We start from the raw sequence: 15,224 nt of genomic DNA, 5'->3' as shown, positions 1-15,224 counted from the left end.
CATGCTTGGGGATCGAGTGGACAAATCCAACCAGCCGGCCGAAGCCAAGACGGCATTGCATGAGGCTCTCAACCAGCTCGGCCAACCGGGCGTGGCAGGACACGCGTTCATAATCGCGCAACCGGCGGGCGGTAGTGTCACGAACATCAAGATAACCAGCAATTCGAGCGTTCAGGTGCCGGCTTTGCAAAGCGCGTTCACCAAGCTTTCATCCAATGGAACGGTATACTGGGCGGACCCGGTATGCACGATCGCGCCAGGCGCTACGGTGACACTGGAATATGATGTGACGACCGCGTCCGGTTCGGCTCCTCTGCAGTTCGATCAGACGCCTGTCATAGGCGAGCCGAAGATCACCTATGATTACCAGCACTGAATCGGCATACGGACGGGAATACTTGTCAAATATCAAAGTGAAATGTCCGCGGCGATAACAGTGAATCATACGATCAGGGAGGTTGATGGTCAATATGAGTCACGCCGGAAACGGAACGATGAACGTAGCTTTCCCAATGGAACGATCTGAACGTACCGGCTCTGAAGATCGCAGGCGGAAACTATTCGCCGATCCCACCGACGTGGTGCTGTATCTGGCGTTCCTCATGCTGCCGGTGGACGGCACCATATACGGCTTCTCCATGATGTACTGGACGCCGATCGCACCGATCCTGTTCGGCGCGTATGCGCTGCTCAACGTTTGGTCCCTGCCGAAGACAGTCGCCCGGTACGGCACCCTTCTGGCGTTCCCGGTGATCTGTGTACTCGTTTCCGTTTTCGGATGGCTGACCATCGGTTTCCATATCAACACCGCGGTACGTACTCTTGTGGCGCTGGCCACTGGTATCAGCTGTCTGATATCGCTCGATGTGGCGTTTCGGATCAAACGACTGAGCATATCGGCGGCGGTCACGGTGATCGCCGTGGCCTATTGGCTGTCATTCGGCGTGGGTGTGCTGCAGTTCGTGATTATGCATACAGGCGATCAGACCATCATCCGATTCTTCCAGTTCAAGATGGAACGCAGCTATGTGCCGCATCACATCCAGTTCCTGTTTGCTGAACCCTCATACATCGGCATGCACCTGTTCGGCGTGCTCATGCCGATCTGCTGGCTCACCAAACGTAAGGACGTGCTCTTGCTCATACTGGTGTATGCGTTCGGGGCTGCGGCCATGGGCGCTGGCGTGAGGATTCTCATCGATACGGTGGTGGCCTTCGTGCTGTGGATCGCCGTAGTTGTGGATTTCCGGCACAAGCGGAATCGAGCCATCGCGGCGGCGGGATTTGCGGCGGTGTGCGTGGGAGGAGCCATGGTACTGCTCCGCAATGCGCGCGTGCAGTCATTACTCCAGAACGGTGTGCTGACCGGTGACGCATCCGCGTTCGCCCGTCTGTTCCGCTCCTTGGCACCGATCGAGGCATGGCTCGCGGACCCGTTGCATATGCTGTTCGGATTCGGTGCGGGCAACCTCAAGGATGCTATCGCACGAGGATACGACGCTGCCAGCAGCGTGATCATGGCTTTAGGCGTCAATCCGCAGGACAGCTATGAAATCCGACTGCTTGGCAGCCTCCATGAAGACCATTACATCTTCACCATGAACGCCTACGTGGATTTCATCACCGAATTCGGACTGGTGCTATTCATCGCCGCGATCGTACTGATCGTCATGCATATCAATCGCAATCATGCGTGGAACCGAATGACGATATGCTGGTTCCTCCTGCTGATCTATCTGTACATCCAATTCGAGGGATACGCATTCTACGCATTGTGGATGTTCCTGTGGTTCACGGGGCTGAATCCGAACCGGCAAGGGACGACGGGACAGGGGCGTGTTCGTGAAAAACGTGAAGTTTTTGCACGAGGCCGGCATCGGTCGGGGCGAAAAAGCGTAAGGTAACGAAAGACCGTGAACACCCCCGAACTGTAGCGGGGGTTTGGTAAAACAGCTATTGGATTGTTTCGTAGCGGTACTGCAGGAGAGGGTTTGCATGGCAGAGGAATACAATTGGCCGATTGACAACATACGCGCCGCAGCTGGTGCGAAAAATGACTCCACTGGTAATGGTGGATTCACCCTGTTCTCCTTCCCTCCCACCACCTCCACCGGACGTATGCCGTTGCTGGATCCCAGCGCGCTCGCCGCACGTTCCGGCAATGTGCTACCGTCCGATCCCGCACGCAGACTGACCATCATCCTCACCTCGGTGGTGGTCGTCGTGGCTGCCGCTGCATGCGGAGGGTTTGTGTTCCTGCAGAACAAGGATGCGACCCAGGCTGCGTTCGACTCCTGCCAGCAGTCCGTCTCCATCTATCAGCAGAGCACCGACAGACTCAAGAAGACCGTGGAATCCGTGCAGCCGGCAACCCAGGTCACCGCCGATGCGGTGGCCGATCCCGCAACCCTTGACAATCTGCAGAAAGCCATCTCCGATACGCAGAACGTGCCCCAGATCACCAATGACTGCAATCCGAGCGCGGGCATTGGCCAGAACAAGTCCGTCGACGACAACATCACCAAGCAGACCCGTGATCTTGGCACCAAGAACGAAAACGTGCTGGATGCCAGCAATGCCGTTCTGAAGTCCAAGGATGCCAAGGAAGCCCAGGCGGCCCGTCAGGACCTTACCAACCAGCTGAAGGATGTGCAGCTGTTCTTTAGTTCCGCGGCCGCGTCCAAGGCCGACCCGGCTGCGAGAACTCAGCTGGCTGACGTGATCAATCAGGCACAGCAGCTGGTGAGCACCAACCAGATCATGAGCACCACCGTGTACAAGAACGCCGCTGGCGCTTTGCAGAGTGCGGTGGATAACGTCAATAAGTCCTCGCTGGGCTGAGCCCCGTCCAACTCCATGCAGGCCTGCATTCGGCGGTAATCTATGCGACCATGCTGGAAATGGGAATACGGAACCATTAGGAAACATACGTAAACAGGCAAAGGAAAAGGTAAGTAGAGGTCGATCCATGCGCATCATGTTTGTCTGCACGGGCAACGTCTGCCGATCGCCCATGGGCGAACTGATGATGAAGCGGTATCTTGCCGGCTCGTCGATCGTGGTGTCCAGCGCCGGGGTGAAGGGGCTGAAAAGCCATCCGATCCACCAGTCCAGCGCCAAGCTCATGACCAGCGTGGGCATCGACTCCAGCGCGTTCCGATCCCGGCCGCTCACCGCCGACATGGCGCAGGACTCCGACCTGATCCTCTGCTTCGAAAAGGAACAGCGGCGCGACATCGTCTCGATGGCACCGATGACGGTGAACTATACGTTCCTGGTGACCGAATTCGCCAATATGTGCCTGTATTCCGCACAGCAGCAACTGGTCAAGGGGCGGACGCTTGAGGAGCGTCTCCAGTCCGTGATCGACGCCGCATCATTCATCCGACCGATGATCCCCGCGCCGCGCGACGTGGACGATCCGATGGGCAAGAGCTTCGACGTGTTCTGCCGTGCCGCGGAGCAGACCAACAAGGCGCTGTGGATCATTCTGGACAGCATGCGCAAGCATTATGTGGACGGCGGTGCCGGAGCTGCGACCGCGACCCGTGGTATTGGGAACAGTGTTGGTAGTGCTGGTAGTGCTGGTAGTGCTATTGAATCCGTGGGTTCCTCAGCGGAAACCGTTGTGCTCCCTCCCATTGCCGCTCCTGTTGATGCCGGCGTCGACCGCGGAAAGGCGACCCTGACGAAATGACCGACGATCAGAACATCACTTCCACACCCAACGACGCCAATGGTGCCAACGGTATCAACGGTGACGGTGCCAAGAAACCAGTTGTCGGTCCGGCTCCGACCAATGCCGCCGCTTCCGGCGTGGGCGCCGATGTGCCCATGATGGCCGATATTCCCGGATCGTCCGTACGATCCGGCATGCCTGCCGTTGCTGATTCCCACTCGATATCCGGGCCCGTTCCGGTGTCATCGGTGAACACTCCTGTGGATATTCCACTGAATATTCCCGCTGAATCGGTGGACGGCAAGAACGACAATGTGGACTTTGCCGGTCAGAGTCCGGATTCTGGTCAGGAGCAGGAGCATGACTACGGTCAGGGTGCCCATGTCATTCCAGATATCGTCATTCCGGATGTTTCCATTCCGGATATCAATGCGACCGTCTTTCCGACGGATACATCCGCGAACGCGGGCGCGGCAACGGAAACAATGCCGGTAACTCCAGCGACTGCACCTGTTTCGACGTCGTCGCTCGATCTGAATGATGCCATTTCTGACGGTCTCAATCTCGATAATTCCATCCCTGTCAACGCACCGTCGATCGATCCGTCACATGCCGACGATGATGCACCGGATGGGGTTTCCGGCGTACCCACGGTGGTCGCCGATTCGAATATGTCGGCAGTCGATGTTCCCGGCACCGTCACGGAAGCGCCGACTATGGTATTCTCTCCGTCCGCGCTCGCCGATGCCGCCGCCGAGGCGAACGCCAATGCCGAATCATCCGACAAAACGTCGACCATGTCCACATCCGCATGGCTGTACCCGGACGATGCCGCCGCCGCATCCGCGCGGCACGGTGGTGATATCGTCGACACGTCTTGGGGCATTGAGCCCATCCAGTTCCCGGCATCCGTGACCGGTGAAGCTCCCAGCGACGACGCCACCAAACCGTTCGGCGATCTGCCGCAGTTCGCCGGACCGTCTTCGGCTCCCGACGACTTCGAACACAGTGACAAGCCCGCGTTGGCCGCGCTCGCCGGCACCGGATTCTCCGATGACATGGTGGAGGAGGAAAAGCCCGAGGAGAAGAAGAAATCCCCGTGGGTGATTGTGGCGATCGTCGTGGCGATCCTGGTCGTGATCGGTCTGATCGTGGCGTGTTTGTCTACTGGAACTCGTTGAAGAAAGACAGTGCCCACTCTGATGCCATGACCCAGTGCATCGCGGCGAACAACCGTGTCACCATCGCCAATGAAAAGCTCAGTAAGGCGTTGAGCAGCACCAAGGACGCGCAGGGCATCGCCGGTGACCAGGTGGCCGATGCCAACACCGTCAACACGTTGAAGACCGCGGTCGAAACGGCTGGCAGCATGGAGAAGGCGAAGAGCTGCACATATTTGACCTCGGCGGATCAGCTGAACACGGCTGCCAAGGACAACCGCACGCTGGCGGACAAGATCGAAAAGACCGCGACCGCGGTGACCGATGCGGCCAAGGCCGTGACCGACAGCAAGCAGCAGAAGGAAATCGACACCGCCAAGCAGCAGCTGCAGGATCTCGTCGGCACCGCACAGCAGACCATGACCGACAGCGAAGGCGAAGTGTCCGATGAATCCACGCGCACCGCACTGCAGTCCGCGATCGATGCTGCGAACGGCGTGCTCGGGAAGACCGACGCCACCGTTGACGATCTCAACAAGGCGAAGAGCGATCTGCAGAGCGCGGTCGACGCCGTCAAGAAGTCGATGGACGAGTATCAGGCGGCGCTTGAGGCGCAACGACAGGCGGAGTCCGACGACTCTGACTCGAGCAACTCGAACAGCAACAGTGGAACCACCCGGCGCCGCACCACGACGCCGCGACGGACCACAAGCCCCTCGCCGAGCACGAAGAGCTCCACCTCGCCGACCAGCCCGAGCCCGACGACTTCGTCGCCTACCACATCCAAGGAGCCAACTTCCGGGGAATCCGGCAGCACTGGTGGTAACAACACCGGGGACAACGGCAATAATAACAACAACGGCAACGGAGGCAATGAAAACACCGGTAACAACGGTAACAACGGATCCAGCAATACGGGAAATACCGACTCCGGCAATGGGAACAACGGCAACAATTCCGGAAAGACAGGAACCTCAAACTAAAGGATTTGGCCTCCACGTGGGGGGTGAGGTCGAGAATTGCGCACACTCTTCGTGAACGACTGTGGTCAGTGAACGGGGAGTTTTTCGGAGAACCGTTGCAATTCCAAGGATGATTGGTAATAGGTTTCGCGCACTCTTCGGCTTCGTTGTCGAAGAGTGCGCGAAACTGTATCTGGGGCTATTGGGTCGGTGGTATTGGACTCACTCGCCGCCGGCGAAATTCAGCTGTCGCCATGCCTCATAGATGGCGATCGATGCGCAGTTCGTCAGATTCAGACTGCGCAGGCTCGGACGCATGGGCAGACGCACCTGCTCGGCCACATGCGGCCCCTCCATGATGTCCATCGGATCGGGAATGTTGCCCGGTTCGGGGCCGAACAGCAGAATGTCGGTCGGACGGTACTCGATATCCGTGTACAGCTTGGTGGCATGCGCGGTGAACGCGATGATGCGGGAGTTCGGCATCGACTCCACCAGATTCTCGAAGTTCGGATGCAGCACCACATGGGCCATGTCATGGTAGTCCAGGCCGGCACGACGCAGCTTGGTGTCGCGCAGGTTGAAGCCCAGCGGCTCAACCAGATGCAGGATCGTTCCGGTCACCGCGCACAGGCGGATGGCCGAACCGGTGTTGCCCGGAATACGCGGCGAGTAGTAGCACAGGTGCGGGGTGACGGTTTCCGCTTGGGCGGCGGCGTGCGGGGAGAGCATGGCGTCCACCACGCTGATCGGGTTGCCATGGGCGTCGGTCACCAGTTCGTCGGGACCGTAGTTCGACTTGCGGTAGCCGTACTCGAACATCTTCTCGACCTTGGCCTCAGGATTGGAAGCGTTGGCGAAGACGGATTCGGTTTCGGCGGGATTCTGCGGATTTCCGGGGGTTGTCGGAGTCGTGTTCGCGGGATTCTGTTCCATATTCACAATCGTCAAGAATAAGAACGCCAAGCGACAGTTCCGTAGCGTTCTCTAGCGTTCGGCTGTCTGGCCGTTTTCAACCGGCTCTGGGTATACCCGGTACACGAGCAAGCCGATATCGGTCTCTTCGTGTACCGGGTATACCCAGTTTCTGTCTTTCTGGGTCAAACCGGACGTGGTTTCTGGATCAAACCGACCATGACTCTGGGTCAAACCGGTCGTGGCCGACGGATGTAGTCCGTGGGTGATCGGCGTCATGCCGTTGTCTGGTCACGTGATTCGTCGGCGTCGACCTACTTATCTGACCAATGAAGTTGCGCGATCGGTGCGGGTTTGGCATGGTTGCTGATGGCAAATCATGCAAGTCGATATGGTTGGCGGTTGGGCACGAACGACGGAAATACAGGTAGACATGGCAGGCGTTACACGGACTTCAGACATCACACACACTGGGAATGGCAAGCGGACCGGAGGCGGTGCGCGGGCCGTAAATACCGAGCGGACCATAGACGCCGCGCGGACCGGAGACACCGAGCAGACCGGAGATGTCAGACAGACCGGAGGCGTCAGGCAGAATGGTGGCATTACGCAGACCAGTCGGGAACGTATCCGCCGCAGACTGGCCGCATGGTGGGAGGCAAACGCGCGCGATCTGCCATGGCGGTTCGGTCGCGCCACCCCGTGGGGTGTACTCGTATCGGAGGTGATGAGCCAGCAGACGCAGATGAGCCGCGTGGTGCCGTACTGGACGGCATGGATGGCCGCATGGCCGGACGCGGCGTCGCTGGCCAAGGCACCCACCGCCGAGGTGATCACCGCATGGGGGCGGCTCGGCTATCCGCGGCGAGCGCTGCGGCTGCAGGAGTGTGCGCGCGTGGTGTCGGACACCTACGGGGATCGTCTGCCGGATGACTACGAGCAGTTGCTGGATCTGCCCGGTGTCGGTGACTACACGGCGAGCGCGGTGAGTAGTTTTGCGTTCGGTCGTCGTGTTCCGGTGATCGACACGAATATTCGTCGGGTGTTGTCGCGTGTGTTCCTCGGTGAGGAGTCGTGCGGCGGTGCGGCGACCCGTGCCGAGCGTGATCTTGCCGCTACCGTACTGCCGGCCGATGCTGCGCAGTCGGTGGTGTGGAACCAGTCGGTGATGGAGTTGGGTGCGGTGGTGTGCACGGCCAAGAAGCCGTTGTGCGAATCGTGCCCGGTGTCGGACGATTGCGCGTTTCTGAAGGCCGGGCTGCCGGGGCTGGGGGAGAAGCGGACCAGGCCACGGCAGCGGTTCCAGGGAACGGATCGTCAGGTGCGCGGTCTGGTGATGGCCGCATTGCGCGAGGCGGGTAAAGCGCAGTCCGAAATCCAATCGGGAACCCATCCATCCCAATCCGCTAGTGTGATCACACGAACGCAGGTCGAACAACTATGGGCTGATCATGTGCAACTTGACGCGTGCATCGCATCGTTGGACGAGGACGGACTGATTGAGATCCTGCCCGATGGGGCATTGACATTGCCGCGGTGACTTACGGCCATCCGGGTCTGACGTTGTCCTGCTGGATACCGACCGCCGGGATATTGTCCCATTGGAATACCGTTCTGGTGGAATACGGTTCTGTTGGAATACCGTTCTGGTGGAATACGGTTCTGTTGGAATACCGTTCTGGTTGGAATACCGTGGTGCCGATTACACTCGGTGCTATGGCACAGCGGAAGAACACGTCAAATGGCTCCCCGAAGAAATTCACCAGAAAACCGGCCCGGAAACCGGTGCGCAAAATCAGCAAGAAACAGCAGCGGATCTATCGTCGTCGTCGCATCGTCGCAGTGATCGTATTGCTGGCGGTGATCGCCGCACTGTGCGGTCTGGTGTATGGCATGGTCCGTGGCGTGCAGGCGGTAAGCGGTTCGTTGTCGTCATCGTCGTCGCAAAGCGCGAGCGCCACGGCAAGTGCCTCGAACGGCAAGAGCAGCGCGTCGGCAAGCCAGTCGGCCAAGCCCAGCGAATCCGCATCGACGTCGAAATCCGCCACGCCCAGCGCGTCGGAAAGCTCGACCAAGGCGAAGAATCCCGGCATCCCCAACTGCACGGCGTCCGATGTCTCGCTGGACCTGACCGCCGACACGACCACCGTCGCACAGGGCGGCAAGGTCACCTTCAAGGTCGTGATCAAACATGACAGCAAACGCGACTGTGTGATCGACGCGTCGAACGCGTCACGCATTCTGACGATCACGTCCGGTGACAACACGGTCTGGCGGTCGGATTCCTGCCCGGTGGATTCACGGCAACTGCTCATGACCGGTTCCGACAAGGACACGCAGACAATCGCGTGGAACACGACCAGCACCGGCAGCGAGTGTCAGGCGGAGAACGCACGTGCCAAGGTGGATCCCGGCACGTATGTGGCGACGCTGTCCGTGCGCGATCATGAGAAGATCAAGTCCTCGCCGGTGACGATCACTGTGCAGTAGGGGATCGCTGTGCAGGGGGCTTGCTGCGACTACTTACGTTCCACGCCCAGCGCACGCAACGCGCGCGGCAGTGAGTCGACCTCGATCACGGTGATGCCGTCCACGGATATCGGCTTGGCGCCGCGACGATGTTTCGGCACCACCACATGTGTGAAACCCAATCGGGCCGCCTCGCGCAGACGATATTCCAACCGTGGAACAGGGCGGACCTGACCGGTCAGCGATATTTCGCCGATGGCGGCCCAGTCTCGCGGGATCGGCGCATGGAACGCGGCGCTCGCCAACGCGGCCGCCACGGCCAGATCGCATGACGGCTCCTTGGCGAGACCGCCGGCGATCGTGGAAATATAGAGGTCGTTCGTCAACAGCGGCACCTTGCCATGTCGGTACAGCACGGCCACGAGCATGGCGAGACGGTTCGAATCAATGCCGTTCGTGGCGCGGCGAGGCGTGGGTAGCACGGAATTCGTGACCAGCGCCTGCACTTCGATCGGCAGACTACGGTGGCCGTCCACTGTGAACGTGACGCACGTGCCCTCGGTGTTCGCCGAGCCGCCGCTGCCGGTGCCGCCGGCGTCGTCCGCGTCGGACAGGAACAGCGCGCCGGGATTGGTCACCTCGTCAATGCCCTCGCCGCTCATGTCGAAGCAACCGACTTCGTCGGTGGGACCGAAACGATTCTTCACCGCGCGTAGCATACGCAACGCGGTCTGCGGGTCGCCCTCGAACTGGCACACCACGTCGACCAGATGCTCCAGCGTGCGCGGGCCCGCGATCGAGCCATCCTTGGTTACATGGCCCACAAGGAGCACGGGGATGCCGCGGCTCTTCGCCACGTCGATGAGCGCGCTCGCCACTTCGCGCACCTGCGTGGAGCCGCCGGCGATGCCGTCGACGTCCTGCGAGGTGATGGTCTGCGCGGAATCCACGATGGCGAGACGCGGATTCACCTGTTCGAGCAGACCGAGCACGGTGGCCAGATCGGTGGTGGATGACAGCAGCAGATTCTCGTTCACCGCACCGATACGTCCGGCGCGCATGCGTACCTGGGCGGTGGATTCCTCGCCGGAGACGTAGAGGACCTTGCCGGTGAGGTCGGTGGGGGTGGTGGCGGTGTTGTTGGCGGTATCGCCGCTGGCTGACGTGTTGCTGACAGCAGCCTCGCCAATGCTTTTGGCCACGCGTCCCGCGGTCTCCAACAGCAGCGTGGACTTGCCGATGCCGGGCTCGCCGGCCACCAGCACCACCGATCCGGGTACGATGCCGCCGCCGAGCACGCGGTCGAACTCCTCGAATCCGGTGCCGATACGATCCACGTCATGATCGGCCACCTCGGTGATCGGCGTGATCAGGCTATCCGGAACATACACGGCCTCCGTACGCGATGTGCGGACCGCGCCGATGCCGCCCGCGCTGACGTCGTAGACAGGGTTGGTGCCGGCGGCGCGCGTCCTGCCGGCGCGGATACTGCCATTCGTTGAGCCGGTTCCGGCGTTGATGCCGCGGCCTGTGCCGGTGCGGCCTCCTGCGGTCACGACACCGGTCTCCGTGACCGTGATCTTCGCCGCGCGCGTACGCGAACTCGGTCGTGCCTCATGGAATTCCTCGACTGTGCCCCACTGGCCGCATTCGGGGCATCGACCGAACCACTTGCCGCCGCTCCAGCCGCATTCCGAGCACAGATACTGAGTTGAGGATTTCGCCATGATCTCCACGCTATTGGCGTTGGGTGACATTTGTTCGATGTCGATCAGATTCCGCACGAACCATGGATGATGGTCGAGCTGAGCAGTCTTGGACATTCTTGTACATCCTTGGGCAACGGTGCCATGAGATCGACGTTGGTGTCAAACGCGTGAAGTGGCAGATGTCGGATGGCGACGAACTAGCGCATGGCGACGAACTAGCGCATGGCGACGAACTAGCGCATGGCGACGAACTGATCGCGTGGCACACGGATCGAGTCCCCCTAGCCCGATTCCTATCCAGCCTTGCCCATTAGTGTGATCACACTAACGAGCGGGGAGGAGATGGAACGTGGCGAGAATATCGTGAAAATGAAACTTTGTGGATAAAGGATGAGCCAAGCGTGACGAAAACCTGAGAAAAACACTGCGAATGGTCAGGGTATGAGCGTCCTAACGCCGTGAGAGAATCGCCGTATGCCTAATCCTAATAACAATTCCACTTCCTCTCGTCGTCGTCTTGTTGTCGTGGTCATCGCGGCGGTGGTCGTGCTGCTGGCACTGGCCAGCGCATTCATCTGGCCGGGATGGGCGATGAAGAATCAAAATGGATCCAGTCAGGCCTCGCAGACGCAGTCCGCTCCGGCAACGCCAACGATCAAGGCGAGCGCTCTGCCGACCGACGCGACGGACCTGCTCAAGGCGGCACCCGACTCCGTGACCAACTACGCCCGTACCGGTGCCGAAGCCGCGCAGGATTGGGCATCCGCGAATCCGGTGGAGGAGTACACGGTCACGTATTCCACCGGCGATACGGCTCAGGATCTGACCGTGCTGGTTGGTCAGTGGTCCGACTCGAATGCCGCCAAGACGCAGTATGACGCTGTGGCCGGAACGCTCACCGGCGACACACTGGCCCAGGGCAATGTGAAGGTGTCGGGCGCGAACACCGGTACGTATTTGGTGAAGGCCGATGCTTCCGATAAGAAGCAGGCTGTGGCCGTGTGGCAGAACGATACGGCGGTGTTCCAGGTGACCGGCCCGAAGGATGCGGTGCTGTCGTTCTATCAGCAGTTCCCGCTGTAATGCCCGTAACGCCTGTAACGCCGGGTGCGCGGGCCGGACGGATGGGCCGTCAAGCGTATGACGGTCGATCGTTTTCGGTGATACATCGGCGTTTTACTCACGAAGTGTGGGAGTTTCGTGGTGTTCGTCCGAAAACCGTAGTACTATTGGGCAAGTTGCAATCTTTTCGACATGTATAGAATGGAGGCTTCAGATGGGTTCCGTCATCAAGAAGCGCCGCAAGCGGATGAGCAAGAAGAAGCACCGCAAACTGCTGCGTAAGACTCGTCACCAGCGCAAGTAGTGTTGCGCTCCGTTGCGAGCAGCTCAACAGCATGGAAAGGTCCCGGATCACACGACGTGGTTCGGGACCTTTCGTTATATGTGAAAGATTGGGATTGGGGTTGGTTGGTTGCGTGGCCGAAGGGCTGCTTGTATGACGCGCGCATGCGTCAGACAAGCATCGGGGATGGGTTACGGTGCGTATCGGACGTATGCGTACGGCGAATGGGCATGGTGGATGTGTTGCGATGCCTATCGGACACATGCATGTGTCGGGCAAGCATCGAGGAAGAGTGTCGGTGCTTATCGGTCGTATGTGTGCGTCAAACAAGCATCGGGGATGGACTGCGATGCCTATCGGACGTACACGTAAGGCGAATAAGCATCGAACGGTCCCGATGGTCGTGGGCACACGACGTTATGAATACTCACTGCCCGTGTATATGGCGGAAACGGATATAAAGAACGATATACAAAGGTGCCGTCGGCATCTATCGTCATATTGTGACAAAGATGTCGACGGCACTACTGGATAAACCGCGAAATCAGATGGATCGGATCGTATCCGTTCGTCGTCTGGTCACTGTTGCATCACTTGTTGCCGTTGGTCATCACGCGCGGACCGTTCGGATCGCCGACGATCACGGTGTCGACCATGTTGAGGAACAGACCGTGTTCCACCACGCCCACGGTGTTGATCAGGTCCTCGGCAAGATCCTGCGGATGATCGATGCGCTCGAGGTGCAGGTCGACGATGAAGTTGTTCTCATCGGTACGCACCTCCTTGCCGTCGGCGTCCAGACGCAGCACCGGCTTGTAGCCCTTGGCCTCGAACTTCTTGACCACGTGGCCGGCGCCGAACGGAATCACCTCGACGGGCAGCGGGAACTTGCCGATGGTGTCGACCACCTTGGACTCGTCCACGATCCACACGATCTTGTTGGAGTTGATGGCCACGATCTTCTCCCACAGCAGAGCGGCACCGCCGCCCTTGATGCCGTTGAAGTTCTTGTCCACCTCGTCGGCACCGTCGATCGTCACGTCGATGTGGTCCACATCATCCACATCCACGATCTTGATGCCATAGCCCTCGGCCTGCTCCTGGGTACGGCGGGAGGTGGTCACACCGGTGAACTGCAGGCCCTCCTCCTGCACGCGGCGGCCAAGCTCGTCAACGAGGAAGCGCACGGTGGAGCCGGTGCCCAGACCCGCGATCATGCCGTTCTCAACGAGCTTGGCGGCTTCGATGCCCGCCGCCTTCTTCAGTGCGTCCTGCTGTGCCTTATCCATGTCTTCTCCTTCGCGATATGTGCGTCTGAGCGATCGGTTTTGAACGTTCTATGAGTTCCCTGCCCAGTCTAGGCGGCCGCGTGGAATTTCGGGGGTGGCCATATTGCCGCATTGTCGTGGGTGGCGGTTCGGCTGGCGGGTGACGGTTCGGCTGGCGGGTGACGTGTGGGTGACGGTTCGGCTCGCGGGCGACGGTTCGTTCTGCCATCACCCGCGCGAACCATGCGGGATGATCGTCACATCGCCGTCAAGCTGCATGTATCCGTCGGCATCCACGGTTCCGGTGAACGAGATCGTGCCGTTGATCGTGATCGTGCCGCCGGCGAACGACGGACTACTCGACGGCGGAGGCGTGATCCGGATCCTGCCCGACGCATGCAGTCCGCTTCCGGTCGCCCGTCGTGGCGATTGTGAAACAACAGGCGACGTCTGTCGGGCGGCGGTCTGACGGGTATTCTGCACGATGTCGTTGACGGCTCCGGTCGCGGGAACGGATGTTTGCGGATCAGGCGATTGGCGGCTATACGCGGCGTTCCCGGCATCCTCTGCCGTGGCTGCATTGCGCCGATCCGTATCGGTTTCGTGGCGTGTGCGGCCGTCGACAGAGCCGTCGTCAACGCTCACGTTGTCATGCACGTTGTCATGCACATTGACATCGGTCGTGCCGTCATCGATATAGCCGTCTCCGGCCGTACCGTCGTCGACTGAACCGTTGTCGATGTCAATGCCGACAGTACGTTTATGCGAACCATTGCGTTTGGTGCTGGTACCGTCTGCCGACGCGTTCGCAGCCGTCGATGCAGCCGAAAAATCGGCCAGTTCGGGGACACCTTCCTCTCCGGCGAGCTGTTGCGCCAACGACTTCGTGCCATGATCACGCGACGTATGCGACGTGTGCGATCGTTCACCGCGATCGGTGCGTTCACTGCGATCGGCAGTCATACTCGTACCACGTGCGCCGGCGCGTGTCGCACCCCCCGACGATCCACCGGCCGCGCCAACGCCACCCGTATCCTCGCCGTGTCCCAGATGATATTCAGCCGCCGTGATCTTCCCATCCATGAGCATCTGCGCGTCGGCGGGCACATCCGTGCCCTTGGCGTACTCCGACGCCAGCAGCGACTCCCAACCCTCCCTGGGCAGGTATCCATCGCGGGCGCCGGACCGGCAGTCCTCCGCGTACGTGCGCGCCAGCTCGTCCACCTTCTCGTTGCCGGCGTTGCCCGCGTGCCCCTTCACCCACACGAACTTCACCGGTCCGGGACGTTTTGCAAGCTCCACGTCGATCGCCTTGATCACGGCCGCGTTCTTCACCGGCTTCTTCTGCGAGTTCCTCCAACCGTTGCGCTTCCAACCGTGTACCCACTTGGTGGAGCAGTTGATCGCATACTGGGAGTCCGTTTCGATCACCAGCGGCTCGCTGCCGGGATGCGCGCGCAGCACCTCGAGCACTGCGCACAATTCGCCGATCTGATTCGTGCCGTTCGTGGCACCGCCGGCATCGCAGTCACCGCTGTGTTCGTGACCGGGACGTCCGCCGGCATGCGCCTCATGATCGGCCCACGCCCATCCCATCGGACCGTTCGGATTGCCCAGTGCGCTGCCGTCTGTGGAAACAGTAATCGTCATACGCCCCACCCTACCGTCTGCCCTTCTCGGGAACATCCGCGTCGCGCCGTTGTCCACTTGCAGTCCA

Annotated in this window: 12 protein-coding genes and 2 pseudogenes; 10 read left to right on the top strand and 4 right to left on the bottom strand. The window is 60.2% G+C overall.

What is annotated here, in order from left to right:
- The 6 genes and pseudogenes from EP30_RS06080 to EP30_RS06055 all read left to right on the top strand — a co-directional run.
- Positions 1–376: pseudogene (locus EP30_RS06080) on the top strand (hypothetical protein); the annotation flags it as partial.
- Between the two features lie 136 nt (positions 377–512).
- Entirely contained in the window at positions 513–1,904 is a 1,392-nt protein-coding gene (locus tag EP30_RS06075) for a hypothetical protein (protein WP_181160819.1), read from the top strand.
- Between the two features lie 91 nt (positions 1,905–1,995).
- Positions 1,996–2,841: a hypothetical protein gene (locus EP30_RS06070; RefSeq protein WP_094664358.1), complete on the top strand. Its 846-nt coding sequence runs from the start codon at positions 1,996–1,998 to the stop codon at positions 2,839–2,841.
- A gap of 127 nt (positions 2,842–2,968) precedes the next feature.
- Positions 2,969–3,514 (top strand): annotated as a pseudogene (locus EP30_RS06065) (phosphotyrosine protein phosphatase); the annotation flags it as partial.
- A 179-nt stretch (positions 3,515–3,693) separates the two neighbouring features.
- A complete protein-coding gene (locus EP30_RS06060) occupies positions 3,694–4,860 on the top strand; it encodes a hypothetical protein (RefSeq protein ID WP_140556987.1) in 1,167 nt (388 codons plus the stop codon).
- Entirely contained in the window at positions 4,857–5,822 is a 966-nt protein-coding gene (locus tag EP30_RS06055; protein WP_140556985.1) for an FIVAR domain-containing protein, read from the top strand. The genes EP30_RS06060 and EP30_RS06055 overlap by 4 nt, the downstream gene beginning before the upstream one ends.
- A gap of 201 nt (positions 5,823–6,023) precedes the next feature.
- Here the strand turns inward: EP30_RS06055 and EP30_RS06050 are convergent, their stop codons facing one another.
- Positions 6,024–6,623: a tRNA (cytidine(34)-2'-O)-methyltransferase gene (locus EP30_RS06050; RefSeq protein WP_094664371.1), complete on the bottom strand. Its 600-nt coding sequence runs from the start codon at positions 6,621–6,623 to the stop codon at positions 6,024–6,026.
- A gap of 526 nt (positions 6,624–7,149) precedes the next feature.
- Between EP30_RS06050 and EP30_RS06045 the strand changes: the two genes are divergently transcribed.
- Positions 7,150–8,256, top strand: coding sequence for an A/G-specific adenine glycosylase (locus EP30_RS06045; RefSeq protein WP_140556982.1), 1,107 nt, complete (start codon positions 7,150–7,152; stop codon positions 8,254–8,256).
- A 176-nt stretch (positions 8,257–8,432) separates the two neighbouring features.
- The gene (locus EP30_RS06040) at positions 8,433–9,206 is read left to right on the top strand and encodes a hypothetical protein (protein ID WP_140556980.1); all 774 of its coding nucleotides are present in this window, start codon (positions 8,433–8,435) and stop codon (positions 9,204–9,206) included.
- A 29-nt stretch (positions 9,207–9,235) separates the two neighbouring features.
- On the opposite strand, the gene EP30_RS06035 is transcribed toward EP30_RS06040, so the two are convergent.
- A complete protein-coding gene (locus EP30_RS06035) occupies positions 9,236–10,912 on the bottom strand; it encodes a DNA repair protein RadA (protein WP_258185392.1) in 1,677 nt (558 codons plus the stop codon).
- Positions 10,913–11,368: 456 nt separating this feature from the next.
- Here EP30_RS06035 and EP30_RS06030 point away from each other — a divergent pair, with 456 nt between their 5' ends.
- Positions 11,369–11,977, top strand: a complete 609-nt coding sequence (locus EP30_RS06030) for a hypothetical protein (protein WP_140556978.1) — start codon at positions 11,369–11,371, stop codon at positions 11,975–11,977.
- A gap of 193 nt (positions 11,978–12,170) precedes the next feature.
- Positions 12,171–12,260, top strand: a complete 90-nt coding sequence (locus EP30_RS06025) for a 30S ribosomal protein bS22 (RefSeq protein WP_004268639.1) — start codon at positions 12,171–12,173, stop codon at positions 12,258–12,260.
- Positions 12,261–12,829: 569 nt separating this feature from the next.
- Here EP30_RS06025 and rpiA read toward each other — a convergent pair.
- Together rpiA and EP30_RS11340 are read right to left on the bottom strand one after the other, a co-directional pair.
- Positions 12,830–13,528 (bottom strand): ribose-5-phosphate isomerase RpiA, encoded by a 699-nt coding sequence (gene rpiA, locus EP30_RS06020; protein WP_094664346.1) that lies wholly within the window; start codon positions 13,526–13,528, stop codon positions 12,830–12,832.
- A 207-nt stretch (positions 13,529–13,735) separates the two neighbouring features.
- Entirely contained in the window at positions 13,736–15,157 is a 1,422-nt protein-coding gene (locus EP30_RS11340; RefSeq protein ID WP_375137739.1) for a ribonuclease H, read from the bottom strand.
- Positions 15,158–15,224 lie beyond the last annotated feature (67 nt).

Source organism: Bifidobacterium sp. UTCIF-39, assembly GCF_006408715.1.
GTDB classification, from domain to species: Bacteria; Actinomycetota; Actinomycetes; order Actinomycetales; family Bifidobacteriaceae; genus Galliscardovia; species Galliscardovia tissieri.
The sequence above is the reverse complement of the archived record's forward strand: the minus strand, read 5'-3'. Positions and strand labels throughout refer to the sequence as shown.

What these genes read in the sequence shown, in the direction of transcription:
- EP30_RS06075 (WP_181160819.1), top strand. Translation starts at nt 513, where the DNA reads ATGGAACGATCTGAACGTACCGGCTCTGAAGATCGCAGGCGGAAACTA.
- EP30_RS06070 (WP_094664358.1), top strand. Translation starts at nt 1,996, where the DNA reads ATGGCAGAGGAATACAATTGGCCGATTGACAACATACGCGCCGCAGCT.
- EP30_RS06060 (WP_140556987.1), top strand. Translation starts at nt 3,694, where the DNA reads ATGACCGACGATCAGAACATCACTTCCACACCCAACGACGCCAATGGT.
- EP30_RS06050 (WP_094664371.1), bottom strand. Translation starts at nt 6,623, where the DNA reads ATGTTCGAGTACGGCTACCGCAAGTCGAACTACGGTCCCGACGAACTG.
- EP30_RS06045 (WP_140556982.1), top strand. Translation starts at nt 7,150, where the DNA reads ATGGCAGGCGTTACACGGACTTCAGACATCACACACACTGGGAATGGC.
- EP30_RS06040 (WP_140556980.1), top strand. Translation starts at nt 8,433, where the DNA reads ATGGCACAGCGGAAGAACACGTCAAATGGCTCCCCGAAGAAATTCACC.
- EP30_RS06035 (WP_258185392.1), bottom strand. Translation starts at nt 10,912, where the DNA reads ATGGCGAAATCCTCAACTCAGTATCTGTGCTCGGAATGCGGCTGGAGC.
- EP30_RS06030 (WP_140556978.1), top strand. Translation starts at nt 11,369, where the DNA reads ATGCCTAATCCTAATAACAATTCCACTTCCTCTCGTCGTCGTCTTGTT.
- EP30_RS06025 (WP_004268639.1), top strand. Translation starts at nt 12,171, where the DNA reads ATGGGTTCCGTCATCAAGAAGCGCCGCAAGCGGATGAGCAAGAAGAAG.
- rpiA (WP_094664346.1), bottom strand. Translation starts at nt 13,528, where the DNA reads ATGGATAAGGCACAGCAGGACGCACTGAAGAAGGCGGCGGGCATCGAA.
- EP30_RS11340 (WP_375137739.1), bottom strand. Translation starts at nt 15,157, where the DNA reads ATGACGATTACTGTTTCCACAGACGGCAGCGCACTGGGCAATCCGAAC.